We start from the raw sequence: 15,357 nt of genomic DNA on the forward strand, positions 1-15,357 counted from the left end.
CGTCTGCCCCATGTTAATCTTCGAAGTCTAGGGTGACGGTGGCTGGCCGGCGCCGGGCCGAAGCGGGCAGGGGCCCGCGGAGGTGCCGGAGCCCCGCCGCCGCGAGAGGATGCTAAGATGCGGGACCGCGATCCGGTCGAACTCTACAACAACCTCGTCCCCATGGTGGTCGAGCAGACCGCGCGGGGCGAACGGGCCTTCGATATCTATTCGCGCCTGCTGAAGGAGCGGATCATCTTCCTGACGGGTCCGGTCTACGACCAGATGTCGTCGCTGATCTGCGCCCAGCTGCTGTTCCTGGAGAGCGAGAATCCCAACAAGGATATCGCCTTCTACATCAACAGCCCGGGTGGCGTGGTGTCGGCGGGCTTGGCGATGTACGACACCATGCAGTACATCCGCGCCCCGGTGAGCACGGTTTGCCTGGGCATGGCGGCCTCCATGGGCAGCCTGTTGCTGACCGCCGGCGCCAAGGGCAAGCGCTTCGCCCTGCCCAACAGCCGGATCATGGTTCACCAGCCCTCGGGCGGTGCCCAGGGGCAGGCGACGGACATCGAGATCCAGGCGCGCGAGATCCTTGCGCTGCGCAAGCGCCTGAACCAGATCTACGTGAAGCACACCGGCCAGCCGCTGGAGGAAATCGAGCGCAAGCTGGAGCGTGACAGCTACATGTCCGCCGAGGAAGCCAAGGAGTTCGGCCTGATCGACCAGGTGGTCGAGGAGCGGCCGCTGGCTCCGACCGAGGTTGCGAAGGGATGATGCCCGGCCGGGAAACCTCAGTGGGGGCTTTCCGGCGGTACCTTCTGCCAGGGAAAGCCGGACCGGCGCGGGCCGTCCGGCTTCCGTTCCGCTTCCCCCTGGATGACAGGGGGGCTACAGTCCCGCAAGATCCGCCGGTCCATTCCCGGAGGGTCCAGGAGCGCGCATGAGCAAGTCCGGCGACTCGAAGAACACCCTTTATTGCTCGTTCTGCGGCAAGTCGCAGCACGAGGTCCGCAAACTCATCGCCGGCCCGACGGTCTTCATCTGCGACGAGTGCGTCGAGCTTTGCATGGATATCATCCGTGAGGAGCACAAGACGCACCTGGTCAAGTCGCGCGACGGGGTGCCGACTCCGCGCGAGATCTGCAAGGTGCTGGATGATTACGTGATCGGGCAGGAGCACGCCAAGCGCGTGCTCTCGGTCGCGGTTCACAATCACTACAAGCGCCTGGCGCATGGCGGGAAGACCGGCGACGTCGAGATCGCCAAGTCGAACATCATGCTGGTCGGGCCCACCGGCTCGGGCAAGACGCTGCTGGCCCAGACCCTGGCCCGCATCCTCGACGTGCCCTTCACCATGGCGGACGCGACCACGCTGACCGAGGCGGGCTATGTCGGCGAGGATGTGGAGAACATCATCCTCAAGCTGCTGCAGTCGGCCGACTACAATGTCGAGCGGGCGCAGCGCGGCATCGTCTACATCGACGAGGTCGACAAGATCAGCCGCAAGTCGGACAATCCCTCGATCACGCGCGACGTGAGCGGGGAGGGCGTCCAGCAGGCCCTGCTGAAGATCATGGAAGGCACCGTTGCCTCCGTGCCTCCGCAAGGCGGGCGCAAGCACCCGCAGCAGGAGTTCCTGCAGGTCGACACCTCGAACATCCTCTTCATCTGCGGCGGCGCCTTCGCCGGGCTGGAGAAGATCATCGCTGGCCGCGGCAAGGGCTCGGGAATCGGCTACGGCGCCGAGGTTCGTGGCCCGGATGAGCGCCGCACCGGGCAGATCCTGCGCGAGGTGGAGCCGGAGGATCTGCTGAAGTTCGGGCTGATCCCGGAGTTCATCGGCCGCCTCCCGGTCGTGGCCACGCTGGACGACCTGGACGAGAAGGCGCTGATCGAGATCCTGACCAAGCCCAAGAACGCCCTGGTCAAGCAGTACCAGCGCCTGTTCGAGATGGAGGCCACCAAGCTGACCTTCACCGAGGACGCGCTGCGCTCGGTCGCCACCCGCGCCATCCAGCGCAAGACCGGCGCCCGCGGCCTGCGCTCGATCATGGAGGGCATCCTGCTCGGCACCATGTTCGACCTGCCGGGGCTTGAGGATGTGGAAGAGGTCGTGGTGAACAAGGAGGTGGCCGAAGGCCGCGCCGCCCCACTGTTCATCTATGGTGAACGGGCAGCGGAGCAGACTTCCGCGTGAGGTCTAGCCCGGCCGGGAAAGCGGGGCTGGCCCACGTGGCTTGCCCTGCGCTCGTGCCGATCCCATCTCATGGGAGATCCCCGTGGTGTGGCGCCGTGCCGAGAATGGGCGGAGCCGCGCCGGCTGTCCTGAGTGAGGTCCCCAATGGCGGATAAAAAACCCGAGTTGATGAGCGGCGAGCTGCTTCCCGTGCTGCCGCTGCGGGACATTGTTGTGTTCCCGCACATGATCGTTCCGCTTTTCGTGGGGCGTGAAAAGAGTGTCCGTGCCCTTGAGGCGGTGATGCGGGAGGACAAGCAGATCCTGCTTGTCGCCCAGCGCAACGCCTCCCAGGACGATCCGGGCGCCGACGATCTGTACGAGGTGGGCACTGTTTCCACCGTGCTGCAGCTGCTGAAGCTGCCGGACGGCACCGTGAAGGTGCTGGTCGAGGGTGGCAAGCGTGCCCGCGTGCTCGGCTTCAAGGAGACGGAGCAGTATTTCGAGGCCTATACCTCGCCGATCGACGAGGCCGAGGCCGAGACCTCCGAGGTGGAGGCGCTTGCCCGCACCGTGGTCTCCCAGTTCGAGCAGTATATCAAGCTCAACAAGAAGATCGCCCCCGAGGTGCTGGTCTCGATCAACCAGATCGACGACGCGGCCAAGCTCGCGGATACGGTCGCCAGCCACCTGAACCTGAAGATCAGCGAGAAGCAGGAGCTGCTCGAGATCTCCAGCGTGGCGCAGCGGCTGGAGCGGGTCTTCGCTCATATGGAGAGCGAGATCGGCGTTCTTCAGGTGGAGAAGCGCATCCGGAACCGCGTCAAGCGGCAGATGGAGAAGACCCAGCGCGAGTACTACCTGAACGAGCAGCTCAAGGCGATCCAGAAGGAGCTGGGCGAGGGCGAGGACGGCAAGGACGAGGCCGCCGAGCTGGAGGCCAAGATCAAGGCCACCAAGCTCTCCCCCGAGGCGCGCGACAAGGCCATGGGCGAGCTGAAGAAGCTTCGCACCATGTCGCCGATGAGCGCCGAGGCGACGGTGGTGCGCAACTACCTCGACTGGATCCTCTCCATTCCCTGGAAGAAGAAGTCGAAGGTTCGCAACGACCTGGCCAAGGCCGAGGCGGTGCTGGACGCCGACCACTATGGGCTGGACAAGATCAAGGAGCGGATCCTGGAGTACCTGGCGGTGCAGTCGCGCTCGCCGAAGATCCGCGGCCCCATCCTGTGCCTGGTCGGCCCGCCGGGCGTCGGCAAGACCTCGCTGGGCAAGTCGATCGCCAAGGCCACCAACCGCAACTTCGTGCGCATGTCCCTGGGCGGCGTGCGGGACGAAGCGGAGGTGCGCGGCCACCGGCGGACCTATATCGGCTCCATGCCGGGCAAGATCATCCAGGGCATGAAGAAGGCGAAGACCTCCAACCCGCTCTTCCTGCTGGACGAGATCGACAAGCTCGGCGCCGACTGGCGCGGCGACCCGTCCTCGGCCCTGCTGGAGGTGCTGGATCCCGAGCAGAACGCCACCTTCGCCGACCACTACCTGGAGGTGGACTACGACCTCTCGGACGTGATGTTCGTCACCACGGCCAACAGCCTGCGCATGCCGCAGCCGCTGCTGGACCGCATGGAGATCATCCGCATCCCCGGCTACACCGAGGATGAGAAGGTGCAGATCGCCAAGCGCCACCTGCTGCCCAAGGTCACCGAGGCCAACGGGCTGAAGGAGGGCGAGTGGAGCGTGTCCGACGAGGCCCTGTTGGACCTGATCCGCTACTACACGCGCGAAGCCGGCGTCCGGAACCTCGAGCGCGAGATCGGTGGCCTGGCCCGCAAGGCGGTGAAGGAGATCGTCTCCAAGAAGGCCAAGAAGGTCGCGATCAACCGCAAGAACCTCGACAAGTATGCCGGGGTGCGGAAGTTCCGCTATGGCGAGGCCGAGGCGGAGGACATGGTGGGCGTGGTCACCGGCCTGGCCTGGACCGAGGTTGGCGGCGAGATCCTCACCATTGAATCCGTCATGGTGCCGGGCAAGGGCAAGGTGCAGACGACCGGCAAGCTGGGCGACGTGATGCAGGAGAGCGTCTCCGCGGCCATCTCCTATGTCCGCAGCCGCTCGGCGAGCTTCGGCATCAAGCCGAATGTCTATGACCGGCGCGACATCCACGTGCACGTGCCGGAGGGGGCCACCCCGAAGGACGGGCCCTCGGCCGGCATCGCAATGGCGACCTCCATCGTCTCGGTACTGACCGGCATTCCCGTGCGCAAGGATGTCGCCATGACGGGCGAGATCACGCTGCGCGGGCGGGTGCTGCCGATCGGCGGGCTGAAGGAGAAGCTGCTGGCCGCGCTGCGGGCCGGCATCACCACGGTGTTCATCCCCAAGGACAATGAAAAGGATCTCGCCGAGATCCCGGACAATGTGAAGAAAGGGCTGACCATCATCCCGGTCGCGCATGTGGACGAGGTGATCAGCAAGGCGCTGGCGCGCGCCCCGGAGGCGATCGACTGGATCGAGCCGGAGGAGGCGACGCCGGCTCCGGCCGACGGCAAGGCCGGCCAGCCAGCCAGCCTGCCGCATTGAACACAGGGGCCGGGGGGTTCGCCTCCCGGCCCTTTTTCCTGGGAAGGCCGGCTGCTGCACTCGCCGGCAGGCGCGCAATGCGAGCTTGGCGTTGACGGAGCAAAATCTCGTTGCCTAGTGTCAAGCCCAGGCGGGCCGGCGCGTCCTGATTCGGCCCATTCTCAGGCGAGGATGAAGCAGTGAACAAGCAGGATCTCGTCGCGGTTGTCGCGGAGACGGGAGAACTCTCCAAGGCCAAGGCCGGCGAGGTGCTGGACGCCGTCTTCGATGCGATCGGCCAGGCGCTCAAGGCCAAGCAGGAAGTCCGGCTGGTGGGCTTCGGCAGCTTCGCGACCTCAAGCCGCAAGGCCGGCAAGGGGCGCAACCCGCGCACCGGCGAGGAGATCGAGATCGCCGCCTCCACCACGGTGCGCTTCAAGGCGGGGAAGGCCCTGAAGGATACGCTGGGCTGAAGCCTTCCCGGTGACATTCGCAGGAGAGGCCGGCGGCGATGCCGGCCTTTCGCGTTTTTTGGGCTTTGCGCCAGGGCGGGCTGGGCGCTAATCGCTGCTCCGGAAGGGTGGGCACTTAGCTCAGCGGTAGAGCGCCTCGCTTACACCGAGGATGTCGGCGGTTCGAATCCGTCAGTGCCCAATCCGGCTCGCCCGAGCGCAAGCCTGGCCAATCGGTTCTTCCGCGGATTGATCATCGAAACGCGACTTTCGTTGATTGACAGGGGGGCGGGGCCGGATTATTCCCCCCTCCACGACGCAAGCGGGTGTAGCTCAGTTGGTTAGAGCGCCGGCCTGTCACGCCGGAGGTCGCGGGTTCGAGCCCCGTCACTCGCGCCAGTTGTCTTGGAACGCCGCCCTGGAACCCAGGGCGGCGTTTCGCGCTTTCGGCCTACGCAATTTCAATGTGCTGCAACGCCCCAGGGCTATGGCGAAGCGAGCCTTGGGGGGGTAATGTCCGCCCCGAGCGTTGCGCTGCGGCACGGTCTGCGGCGTGGCTGGCCATGCGCTCCCCTGCGCTTGGCCGTGATGGGCCGTGGGCCCGAGGGACGGACGCATCATGACCCAGCCACTGCTGGCGAACTATTTCCCGATCCTGGTCTTCCTGGCCATTGCGGCCGCGATCGCCGTCGCCATGGTGGTGGGGAGCGTATTGGCGGCCCGCCAGAAACCCTACGCCGAGAAGGTGTCGGCCTATGAGTGCGGCTTTGAGCCGTTCGATGACACGCGTCGGCGCTTCGATGTCCGGTTCTACCTGGTCGCCATCCTGTTCATCATCTTCGACCTGGAGGTGGCCTTCCTCTTTCCCTGGGCGGTGGCGCTGGGCGACATCGGCTGGCTGGGCTTCCTCTCCATGATGGGCTTCCTGACCGTGCTGACGGTGGGCTTCCTCTACGAATGGCGCAAAGGCGCCCTGGACTGGGAATGAATCCCATGAGTACGAGCAACGAGCTGACCTGGAACAAGCAGGCCCTGCAGCCCGGCGCCGAGCAGGACGCGGTGGTGAAGGCCGCCACCGACGAGATCGAGGATAAGGGCTTCATCGTCGCCAACCTCGACAAGGTGGTGAACTGGGCACGCACCGGCAGCCTCTGGCCGATGACCTTCGGCCTCGCCTGCTGCGCCGTGCCGATGATCCACGCCTACATGCCGCGCTACGACCTCGACCGCTTCGGCACCATTCCGCGCGGCTCGCCGCGGCAGTCGGACGTGATGATCGTGGCCGGCACGCTGACCAACAAGATGGCTCCCGCCCTGCGCAAGGTCTACGACCAGATGGCCGAGCCGCGCTGGGTCATCTCCATGGGCAGCTGCGCCAATGGCGGCGGCTACTATCACTACAGCTACAGCGTGGTCCGCGGCTGCGACCGCGTCGTGCCGGTGGACGTCTACGTGCCGGGCTGCCCGCCCACGGCCGAGGCGCTGGTCTATGGCGTGCTGCAGCTGCAGAAGAAGATCCGGCGGACGGGGAGCATCCTGCGTGGCTGACGACAACGCCATTGCCCCGGCTGAGGCGCCGCGCGCCCCGACGGCCCAGGAAGATCTGCTGAACGCCGTGCTGGGCAGCATCCCGGAAGGGGTGGTGACCGAGTCCCAGATCGCCCGCGGCACGGAAGTGGAGATCCGCGTGCAGCGCGCCGCGATCCATGCCGTGCTGCAGCTTCTCCGCGACGAGGCACGTTTCGCCTTCGAGCAGTGCATGGACATCTGCGGCGTGGACTGGCCCGGCCGGCCTGAGCGCTTCGACGTCGTCTACAACCTGCTGTCGCTGGCGCATAACCACCGCATCCGTGTCATCACCACGACCGATGCCGTGGCGGCGGTGCCGACCGTCTCCGACCTCTGGCCTTCGGCCACCTGGTTCGAGCGCGAGGCCTGGGACATGTACGGCATCGTCTTCAGCGGCCAGTCCGACCTGCGGCGCATCCTCACCGACTATGGCTTCGAGGGCCATCCGCTGCGCAAGGACTTCCCGCTGACCGGCTATGTCGAGGTCCGCTACGACCCCGAGCGGCAGGCCGTGGTCTACGAGCCGGTCAAGCTGCAGCAGGACTTCCGCAACTTCGACTTCCTCTCGCCCTGGGAAGGCATGACCACGCTGCCCGGCGACGAGAAGGTGCACCTCAACCGGATCACCCGCGAATGAGCCTCAGCACCGAAGACACTCCCGCCGCCGCCGGCAAGCGCGTCGTCGAGATCGACAGCCACACCATCAACTTCGGCCCGCAGCATCCCGCCGCGCATGGCGTGCTCCGGCTCATCCTGGAGATGCAGGGCGAGGTGGTGGAGCGTGCCGACCCGCATATCGGCCTGTTGCACCGCGGCACCGAGAAGCTGATCGAGCACAAGAGCTATATCCAGGCGCTGCCGTATTTCGACCGCCTGGACTACGTCGCCCCCATGGCGCAGGAGCACGCCTTTGCCCTCGCCACGGAGCGCCTGCTCGGCATCGAGGCGCCGATCCGCGCGCAGTGGATCCGCGTGCTGTTTGCCGAGATCAGCCGCGTGCTGAACCACATCCTCAACATCACCACCTATGCGCTGGACGTGGGCGCGACGACGCCGAGCCTCTGGGGCTTCGAGCAGCGCGAGGCGCTGCTGGAGTTCTACGACGCCACCTCCGGCTCGCACTACCACGCCAACTACTTCCGCGCGGGCGGCGTGGCGAAGGACCTGCCGGCCGGGCTGACCGACCGCATCGCGGCCTGGGCGGAGCAGTTCCCGAAGTTCGTGGATGACATCGAGCGCCTGCTGACGGGCAACCGCATCTTCAAGCAGCGCACCGTCGACATCGGCATCATGACGGCCGAGGAAGCCTTCGCCTGGGGCTTCTCCGGACCCTGCCTGCGCGCCTCGGGCTGCGCCTGGGACCTGCGCCGCAGCCAGCCCTACGACGTCTACGACCAGCTTGACTTCGAGATCCCTGTCGGCAGCCATGGCGACTGCTACGAGCGCTACCTCGTGCGCATCGCGGAGATGCGCGAGAGCCACAAGATCATCAAGCAGTGCCTGGCGCAGATGCCGAGCGGTCCGATCAAGGTGCAGGACAGCAAGATCGCGCCGCCGAAGCGGGCGGAGATGAAGCGCTCGATGGAAGCGCTGATCCACCACTTCAAGCTTTACTCCGAGGGCTACCACGTTCCCGAAGGCTCGACCTACACCGTGGTCGAGGCGCCCAAGGGCGAGTTCGGTGTGTTCCTCGTGGCGGACGGCACCAACCGGCCCTACCGCTGCAAGATCCGGGCGCCCGGCTTCGCGCATCTGCAAGCCATGGAGAAGCTCTCCAAGGGCCACATGCTGGCGGACGCCGTCTCCATCATCGGCAGCCTGGACATCGTTTTCGGAGAGATCGACCGGTGAGCGCCCAACAGGACGTGAAGCATCACGAGGAACCTGCGAGTTTCGCTTTCGACGCCGAAAGCGAGGCGCAGATCGAGAAGATCCTGAAGCGCTACCCCGCCGGCAAGGAAGCGAGCGCGGTCATCCCGCTGCTCTATGTCGTGCAGAAGCAGATGGGCCGCGCCACCGGCAGCGCCTGGGTGCCGCGCGTGGCGATGGACGTGGTGGCCACCCGGCTGCACATGGCGCCGATCCGCGTCTATGAGGTCGCCACCTTCTACTTCATGTTCAACACCAAGCCGATCGGCCGGTTCCACCTGCAGGTCTGCGGCACCACGCCCTGCTGGCTGCGCGGCTCGGACGAGGTGCTGCGCGCCTGCAAGGATGCCGGCGCGCTCAAGGGCTATGGCGACACCAGCGAGGACGGCATTTTCACCCTGTCCGAGGTGGAGTGCCTCGGCGGCTGCGTGAACGCTCCCGTTCTGGCGGTGGACGACGACTACTACGAAGACCTGGACTACGAGAGCACGGTGAAGCTGATCGAGGCCCTGAAGCGGGGCGAGCGGCCGACGCCCGGCAGCGCCCGCGGCCGCCTCTGCAGCGCGCCCGAGGGCGGGCCGGAGGTGCTGCTCGATATCCCGCTGAAGGCGCCGGCGGACGCCGCCGGGCGGAAGGGAGAGTGATGCCATGCCGCTGAGCGACAAGGACCGCATCTTCACCAACCTCTACGGCATCCACTCCTGGAAGCTGCAGGAGGCGATGCGGCGCGGCAACTGGGACGGCACGGCCGGCATCATCGCCAAGGGGCGGGACTGGATCATCGAGGAGATGAAGCAGTCCGGTCTGCGCGGCCGTGGCGGCGCCGGCTTCCCGACCGGCATGAAGTGGAGCTTCATGCCGAAGGCGAGCCCGGATGGCCGGCCCTCCTACCTCGTCGTCAACTGCGACGAATCCGAGCCGGGCACCTGCAAGGACCGCGACATCGTCCGCAACGACCCGCAGACGCTGATCGAGGGCTGCCTGATCGCCTCCTTCGCCATGGGGGCGCACGCGGCCTACATCTACATCCGCGGCGAGTACTACAACGAGGCCGTGGTGCTGCAGGCGGCCATCGACGAGGCCTACGAGGCCGGGCTGCTCGGCAAGAACGCCGCCGGATCGGGCTGGGACTTCGACCTCTACCTGCACCGCGGCGCCGGCGCCTATATCTGCGGTGAGGAAACGGCGCTGATCGAGAGCCTGGAAGGCAAGAAGGGCATGCCGCGCCTGAAGCCGCCTTTCCCGGCGGCGGTGGGCCTCTATGGCTGCCCGACCACGGTGAACAACGTCGAGACGATCGCCGTGGTGCCGGAGATCCTGCGGCGCGGCGCCACCTGGTTCGCCAGCTTCGGCCGCCCGCGCAACTCGGGCACCAAGGTGTTCTGCATCCAGGGCCATGTGAACAAGCCCTGCAACATCGAGGCCGAGATGAGCATCCCGATGCGGGAGCTGATCGAGCGCTATGCGGGCGGCGTGCGCGGCGGCTGGGACAACCTGCTGGCCGTCATTCCGGGCGGCTCCTCCACGCCGCTGCTGCCCAAGTCCATCTGCGACGACGTGCTGATGGACTTCGACGCGCTGCGCGACCACAAGTCCGGCCTCGGCACCGCCGCGGTGATCGTGATGGACAAGTCCACCGACATCATCAAGGCGATCTCCCGCCTGGCGGACTTCTACAAGCACGAGAGCTGCGGCCAGTGCACCCCCTGCCGCGAGGGCATGGGCTGGCAGAAGCGCCTGATGGACCGGATGGTCGAGGGCCGCGCCGAGATCGAGGAGATCGACCTGCTGGAAGGCGTCACCCGGCAAATCGAGGGCCACACCATCTGCGCCCTGGCCGATGGCGGCGTCTGGCCGGTGCAGGGACTGATCCGGCATTTCCGGCCCGTGATGGAAGAGCGCATCCGGACCTACAAGCAGAAGCACGGCGGCGGCATGCCGCTGGCGGCGGAGTAACGCGCCATGGCGAAGGTCACGATTGACGGGGCCGAGATCGAGGTCCCGAACGGCGCATCGGTGCTGCAGGCCTGCGAGGCGGCGGGCAAGGAAATTCCCCGCTTCTGCTACCATGAGCGGCTGAGCGTCGCCGGCAACTGCCGGATGTGCCTGGTGGAGGTCGAGAAGGCGCCGAAGCCGATCGCCTCCTGCGCCTATCCCGTGGCGGACGGCATGAAGGTGTTCACGGACAGCGCCATGGTCCGCAACGCCCGCCGCAACGTCATGGAATTCCTGCTGATCAACCACCCGCTGGACTGTCCGATCTGCGACCAGGGCGGCGAGTGCGACCTGCAGGACCAGGCGACCGCCTATGGCGGCCAGGGCGGCCGCTACCGCGAGGAGAAGCGGGCGGTGAAGGACAAGTACATGGGCCCGCTGATCAAGACGATCATGACCCGCTGCATCCAGTGCACCCGCTGCGTGCGCTTCGCCACCGAGGTGGCGGGCGTGCCGGAGCTGGGCGCGACCGGCCGCGGCGAGAACATGCAGATCGGCACCTATGTCGAGAAGGCGCTGACCACCGAGCTTTCGGGCAACCTGATCGACATCTGCCCGGTCGGTGCGCTCACCAGCCGGCCCTACGCCTTTGTGGCGCGGCCCTGGGAGCTGCGGAAGACGGACAGCGTGGACGTGCTGGACGCGCTGGGCGCCGCCATCCGCATCGACACGCGCGGCCCCGAGGTCGTGCGCATCCTGCCGCGCATCAATGAGGACGTGAACGAGGAGTGGATGGCCGACCGCGGCCGCTTCTCCTTCGACGGCTTCCGCCGCAAGCGTCTGGACCGCCCCTGGGTGCGCCAGGACGGCAAGCTGCGGCAGGCGAGCTGGGAAGAGGCCTTCGCCGTCATCACCGAGCGGATGCAGGGCATTCCCGGCAATCGCGTCGGCGCCGTGGCCGGCGACCTGGTGGATGCCGAAAGCGCCTTCGCGCTGCGCGAGCTGATGGTGGGGCTTGGCTCGGCCAACCTCGACTGCCGGCAGGATGGCGCGGCGATCGACGCCTCGCGGCGCGACTACTACCTGTTCAACTCCGGCATCGCGGGCATCGACGAGGCGGACGCGCTGCTGATCATCGGCAGCAACCCGCGCAAGGAAGCGCCCGTGCTGAACGCGCGCATCCGCAAGCGCTGGGCGGCGGGCGCGCTGAAGGTGGCCTATGTCGGCCCGGCCGGACTCGACCTGACCTACCACGCCGAGCATCTGGGGGAGGGGCCCGCCGTCCTGTCCGCCCTGCTCGACGGTGGCAACGCCTTCGCCGAGGTGCTGAAGGGCGCCCGGCGGCCGATGGTGATTCTCGGCCGCGGCGCCGTGGCGCGTCCCGACGGCTCGGCGGTGCTCGCGGCGGCCTGGGAACTGGCCCGCGCGGTTGGCGCCCTGACGCCGGAATGGCATGGCTTCAACATGCTGCACCTGTTTGGCGGCCAGGTGGGCGCGCTGGACGCCGGCTTCGTGCCCGGCCCGGATGGGCTTGACCTCGCCGGCATGCTGGCGGGCGGCGTGGACGCGCTCTGGCTGCTTGGCGCCGACGGCTTCGATGCCGGCCTGATCCCGGAGGGCACCTTCGTGGTCTACCAGGGTCATCACGGCGACCGGGCTGCGGCACGGGCGGACGTGATCCTCCCTGGCGCGGCCTATCCGGAGAAGGAAGGCACCTACGTCAACACCGAGGGCCGGGTGCAGCACGGCCGCCTGGCGCTCTATCCGCCCCGCGAGGCCAAGGAGGACTGGCGGATCGTCCGCGCCGCCGGCGCCGCGCTGGGCGTGGACCTCCAGTTCAATACGCTGGATGCGCTGCGCGAGCGGCTGGCGGCGGCGAACCCGGCCTTCCGCCTGGTGGATGGCCGCATTGCCGGCGGCTGCACCGACACCACCGGCCCGCAGGCCGGCAGCACCAGCCTTGGCCAGCAGCCCTTCGCGCTGCCAATCACCGACTACTGGCAGGCTGACGTGGTCAGCCGCGCCTCGCAGGTGATGGCGGAGTGCAGCCGCATCTACAACGACCCCACGCCGCGGCTGGCGGCGGAGTGACCGGGATGGACAGCTTTCTCGCTTCGCCGCTTGGCGTTCTCATCATCACGGTGCTTCAGAGCCTGGCGCTGCTGGTGCCGCTGCTGCTCGGCGTCGCCTATCTGACGCTCGCCGAGCGCAAGGTCATGGCGGCGATGCAGATGCGGAAAGGGCCGAACGTGGTCGGCCCCTTCGGCCTTCTGCAGCCCTTCGCCGATGCGCTGAAGATGCTGCTGAAGGAGACTATCATTCCTTCCGGCGCCAACCGGGGGCTGTTCGTCTTCGGCCCGATGCTGACGCTGATCCTGGCGCTCATCGCCTGGGCGGTGATCCCGGTGAATGACGGTTGGGCGGTGGCCGACATCAACGTTGGGGTGCTGTACCTGCTGGCGATCTCCTCGCTCGGCGTCTACGGCATCATCATCGCCGGCTGGGCTTCGAATTCGAAATACGCCTTCCTCGGCGCCCTGCGCTCGGCCGCGCAGATGGTGTCCTACGAAGTCTCGATGGGCCTGGTGATCGTGACGGTTCTGCTCTGCGTCGGCAGCCTGAACCTGAATGCCATCGTGCTGGCGCAGAAGACCGTCTGGTTCTTCATCCCGCTCTTCCCGATGTTCATCATCTTCTTCATCTCGACCCTGGCCGAGACGAACCGCCCGCCCTTCGATCTGGCCGAGGGCGAGTCCGAGCTGGTGGCTGGCTTCATGGTGGAATACTCCTCCATGACCTTCGCCCTCTTCTTCCTGGGCGAATACGCCAACATGATCCTCATGTCTGCGATGACCTCCATCCTCTTCCTGGGTGGATGGCTGCCGCCGCTCGACGTCGCGCCCCTCAACTGGGTGCCGGGCCCGATCTGGTTCATCCTGAAGATCTGCCTCTGCCTGTTCACCTTCATCTGGGTGCGCGCGACCTTCCCGCGCTACCGCTACGACCAGCTGATGCGGCTGGGCTGGAAGGTCTTCCTGCCGTTCAGCCTGATCTATCTTGTGCTGGTCGCCTTCGTGCTTAAGCTCGCGGGGTGGCTGCCGGCATGAGGTCCCTTGTTCAAATGACGGGCGCGGGCTACCCCCGCGCGACGAGGTGAGAGATGGCATCGCTTGACCGCATGGCGCGCAGCCTGCTGCTGACCGAGCTGGTCTCCGGCATGGCGCTGACGCTGAAGCAGTTCTTCAGCCCCAAGGCCACGATCAGCTATCCCTACGAGAAGACGGCGCTCTCGCCCCGCTTCAAGGGCGAGCACGCGTTGCGCCGCTATCCCAACGGCGAGGAGCGCTGCATCGCCTGCAAGCTTTGCGAGGCGATCTGCCCGGCGCTCGCCATCACCATCGAGGCCGAACCGCGCGAGGACGGCTCCCGCCGCACCACGCGCTACGACATCGACATGACGAAGTGCATCTACTGCGGTCTCTGCGAGGAGGCATGCCCGGTGGATGCGATTGTCGAGGGGCCGAACTTCGAGTTCGCGACGGAGACGCGCGAGGAGCTGTTCTACGACAAGGACAAGCTGCTTGCGAACGGCGACCGGTGGGAGCCGGAGATCGCCAAGCGCCTCGAGCTCGACGCGCCCTACCGCTGATCTTTGCCGCGGGGGAGGGCCTGGTCGTGACGCCCCCGCAGCCATCCTCCACGGCCCCGTCCTCCTGCCAGGGCGGCTCTTTCGGAACGGTGCCATGATGCTGCATCTGCACGCGGGCGGGCTGCGATGATCGCCGCACTCGCCTTTTACGTCTTCGCGGCCATCCTGATCGCCAGCGCGGTCATGGTGGTGACCAGCCGCAATCCCGTGCACAGCGTGCTGTTCCTGATCCTGGCGTTCTTCAACGCCGCGGCGCTGTTCCTGATGGCGGGGGCCGAGTTCCTGGCCCTGATCCTGGTCATCGTCTATGTCGGCGCGGTCGCGGTGTTGTTCCTGTTCATCGTGATGATGCTGGACATCGACTTCGTCCAGTTGCGGCAGGGACTGCAGCGCTACGCGCCGATCGGTGCGGTGATCGGGGCCATTCTCTTCCTGGAACTGCTGTTCGTCTTCGGCTCCTGGCAGTTCGCGCCGGATGTCGCGACGCTGCGGCTGAACGCCGTGCCGGCCGATCCGGCGCTGTCGAACACCGAGGCGCTCGGGCGGCTGGTCTACACGGATTACATCTTCCTGTTCCAGATTGCCGGCCTGATCCTGCTGGTCGCCATGATCGGCGCCATCGTGCTGACGCTGCGCGACAAGCCGGCCAACAGCAAGCGGCAGGACATCGCCGTGCAGCTCGCCCGTGCAGAGGCCGTGCCGCTGACCAAGGTGCCGGCGCGTACCGGCCTCGACAAGCTCGGCATCGTCCGGCGCAAGCTGCCGGAGGCGCCGAAGCCGAAGAAGGTGGCGCACGAGGCGCACGGTCATGGCCACCACGACCACGAAGAAGGCGGGCACCACTGACATGCTGAGCATCGGCCTTGGCCATTACCTCACGGTGAGCGCGATCCTCTTCGTGCTCGGCGTGTTCGGCATCTTCCTCAACCGGAAGAACATCATCGTCATCCTGATGTCTCTCGAGCTGATCCTGCTCGCGGTGAACCTGAACATGGTGGCCTTCTCCTCGGCCCTGCAGGACCTCACCGGGCAGATCTTCGCCATGTTCGTGCTGACCGTGGCGGCCGCCGAGGCGGCCATCGGTCTGGCCATCGTCGTCATCTACTTCCGCAACCGCGGCAGCATCGAGGTGGAGGACGTCTCCACCCTGAAGGGTTAGT

The 15,357-nt window shown here is 66.7% G+C and carries 15 protein-coding genes and 2 tRNA genes; all 17 read left to right on the plus strand.

What is annotated here, in order from left to right; all coding sequences use genetic code 11:
- Window positions 1-117: 117 nt before the first annotated feature.
- The 17 genes from clpP (at window position 118) to nuoK (ending at window position 15,356) form a co-directional block, all read left to right on the plus strand.
- Window positions 118-759, plus strand: a complete 642-nt coding sequence (gene clpP, locus E0493_RS07480) for an ATP-dependent Clp endopeptidase proteolytic subunit ClpP (protein WP_160936312.1) — start codon at window positions 118-120, stop codon at window positions 757-759.
- A gap of 166 nt (window positions 760-925) precedes the next feature.
- On the plus strand, window positions 926-2,182 hold the full coding sequence (gene clpX, locus E0493_RS07485) for an ATP-dependent Clp protease ATP-binding subunit ClpX (RefSeq protein WP_160936313.1): 1,257 nt from the start codon (window positions 926-928) through the stop codon (window positions 2,180-2,182).
- Window positions 2,183-2,326: 144 nt separating this feature from the next.
- Entirely contained in the window at window positions 2,327-4,744 is a 2,418-nt protein-coding gene (gene lon / locus E0493_RS07490; protein ID WP_160936314.1) for an endopeptidase La, read from the plus strand.
- 179 nt (window positions 4,745-4,923) lie between these two features.
- Window positions 4,924-5,196, plus strand: coding sequence for an HU family DNA-binding protein (locus tag E0493_RS07495; RefSeq protein ID WP_160936315.1), 273 nt, complete (start codon window positions 4,924-4,926; stop codon window positions 5,194-5,196).
- 109 nt (window positions 5,197-5,305) lie between these two features.
- A tRNA-Val gene (locus E0493_RS07500) sits at window positions 5,306-5,377 on the plus strand.
- 120 nt (window positions 5,378-5,497) lie between these two features.
- A tRNA-Asp gene (locus E0493_RS07505) sits at window positions 5,498-5,574 on the plus strand.
- Between the two features lie 220 nt (window positions 5,575-5,794).
- On the plus strand, window positions 5,795-6,163 hold the full coding sequence (locus tag E0493_RS07510) for an NADH-quinone oxidoreductase subunit A (RefSeq protein ID WP_160936316.1): 369 nt from the start codon (window positions 5,795-5,797) through the stop codon (window positions 6,161-6,163).
- Window positions 6,160-6,723 (plus strand): NuoB/complex I 20 kDa subunit family protein, encoded by a 564-nt coding sequence (locus tag E0493_RS07515; protein ID WP_160936317.1) that lies wholly within the window; start codon window positions 6,160-6,162, stop codon window positions 6,721-6,723. Before E0493_RS07510 ends, E0493_RS07515 begins: the two co-directional genes overlap by 4 nt.
- Window positions 6,716-7,381: an NADH-quinone oxidoreductase subunit C gene (locus E0493_RS07520; protein ID WP_367614466.1), complete on the plus strand. Its 666-nt coding sequence runs from the start codon at window positions 6,716-6,718 to the stop codon at window positions 7,379-7,381. The genes E0493_RS07515 and E0493_RS07520 overlap by 8 nt, the downstream gene beginning before the upstream one ends.
- Window positions 7,378-8,595: an NADH-quinone oxidoreductase subunit D gene (locus E0493_RS07525; protein ID WP_160936319.1), complete on the plus strand. Its 1,218-nt coding sequence runs from the start codon at window positions 7,378-7,380 to the stop codon at window positions 8,593-8,595. The genes E0493_RS07520 and E0493_RS07525 overlap by 4 nt, the downstream gene beginning before the upstream one ends.
- Window positions 8,592-9,257 carry a complex I 24 kDa subunit family protein gene (locus E0493_RS07530; protein WP_160936320.1) on the plus strand — a complete coding sequence of 222 codons (666 nt, stop codon included), beginning with the start codon at window positions 8,592-8,594 and terminating at the stop codon, window positions 9,255-9,257. Before E0493_RS07525 ends, E0493_RS07530 begins: the two co-directional genes overlap by 4 nt.
- Before the next feature lie 4 nt (window positions 9,258-9,261).
- A complete protein-coding gene (gene nuoF / locus E0493_RS07535) occupies window positions 9,262-10,569 on the plus strand; it encodes an NADH-quinone oxidoreductase subunit NuoF (protein WP_160936321.1) in 1,308 nt (435 codons plus the stop codon).
- Between the two features lie 6 nt (window positions 10,570-10,575).
- On the plus strand, window positions 10,576-12,639 hold the full coding sequence (gene nuoG, locus E0493_RS07540) for an NADH-quinone oxidoreductase subunit NuoG (protein WP_160936322.1): 2,064 nt from the start codon (window positions 10,576-10,578) through the stop codon (window positions 12,637-12,639).
- 5 nt (window positions 12,640-12,644) lie between these two features.
- Complete coding sequence (gene nuoH, locus E0493_RS07545; RefSeq protein WP_160936323.1) at window positions 12,645-13,655, plus strand: NADH-quinone oxidoreductase subunit NuoH; 1,011 nt, start codon at window positions 12,645-12,647, stop codon at window positions 13,653-13,655.
- A 53-nt stretch (window positions 13,656-13,708) separates the two neighbouring features.
- Complete coding sequence (nuoI, locus tag E0493_RS07550) at window positions 13,709-14,197, plus strand: NADH-quinone oxidoreductase subunit NuoI (RefSeq protein ID WP_160936324.1); 489 nt, start codon at window positions 13,709-13,711, stop codon at window positions 14,195-14,197.
- Between the two features lie 126 nt (window positions 14,198-14,323).
- On the plus strand, window positions 14,324-15,043 hold the full coding sequence (locus E0493_RS07555) for an NADH-quinone oxidoreductase subunit J (RefSeq protein WP_160936325.1): 720 nt from the start codon (window positions 14,324-14,326) through the stop codon (window positions 15,041-15,043).
- Window position 15,044: 1 nt separating this feature from the next.
- Window positions 15,045-15,356, plus strand: coding sequence for an NADH-quinone oxidoreductase subunit NuoK (gene nuoK / locus E0493_RS07560; protein ID WP_160936521.1), 312 nt, complete (start codon window positions 15,045-15,047; stop codon window positions 15,354-15,356).
- Window position 15,357: the final 1 nt, after the last annotated feature.

Origin of the sequence: Teichococcus coralli (assembly GCF_009829925.1) — a bacterium.
Lineage (GTDB): Bacteria > Pseudomonadota > Alphaproteobacteria > Acetobacterales > Acetobacteraceae > Pseudoroseomonas > Pseudoroseomonas coralli.

Excerpts from the sequence above, each read along its gene's own strand:
- clpP (WP_160936312.1), top strand. The coding sequence starts at position 118 with ATGCGGGACCGCGATCCGGTCGAACTCTACAACAACCTCGTCCCCATG.
- clpX (WP_160936313.1), top strand. The coding sequence starts at position 926 with ATGAGCAAGTCCGGCGACTCGAAGAACACCCTTTATTGCTCGTTCTGC.
- lon (WP_160936314.1), top strand. The coding sequence starts at position 2,327 with ATGGCGGATAAAAAACCCGAGTTGATGAGCGGCGAGCTGCTTCCCGTG.
- E0493_RS07510 (WP_160936316.1), top strand. The coding sequence starts at position 5,795 with ATGACCCAGCCACTGCTGGCGAACTATTTCCCGATCCTGGTCTTCCTG.
- E0493_RS07515 (WP_160936317.1), top strand. The coding sequence starts at position 6,160 with ATGAATCCCATGAGTACGAGCAACGAGCTGACCTGGAACAAGCAGGCC.
- E0493_RS07525 (WP_160936319.1), top strand. The coding sequence starts at position 7,378 with ATGAGCCTCAGCACCGAAGACACTCCCGCCGCCGCCGGCAAGCGCGTC.
- nuoF (WP_160936321.1), top strand. The coding sequence starts at position 9,262 with ATGCCGCTGAGCGACAAGGACCGCATCTTCACCAACCTCTACGGCATC.
- nuoG (WP_160936322.1), top strand. The coding sequence starts at position 10,576 with ATGGCGAAGGTCACGATTGACGGGGCCGAGATCGAGGTCCCGAACGGC.
- nuoH (WP_160936323.1), top strand. The coding sequence starts at position 12,645 with ATGGACAGCTTTCTCGCTTCGCCGCTTGGCGTTCTCATCATCACGGTG.
- nuoI (WP_160936324.1), top strand. The coding sequence starts at position 13,709 with ATGGCATCGCTTGACCGCATGGCGCGCAGCCTGCTGCTGACCGAGCTG.
- E0493_RS07555 (WP_160936325.1), top strand. The coding sequence starts at position 14,324 with ATGATCGCCGCACTCGCCTTTTACGTCTTCGCGGCCATCCTGATCGCC.
- nuoK (WP_160936521.1), top strand. The coding sequence starts at position 15,045 with ATGCTGAGCATCGGCCTTGGCCATTACCTCACGGTGAGCGCGATCCTC.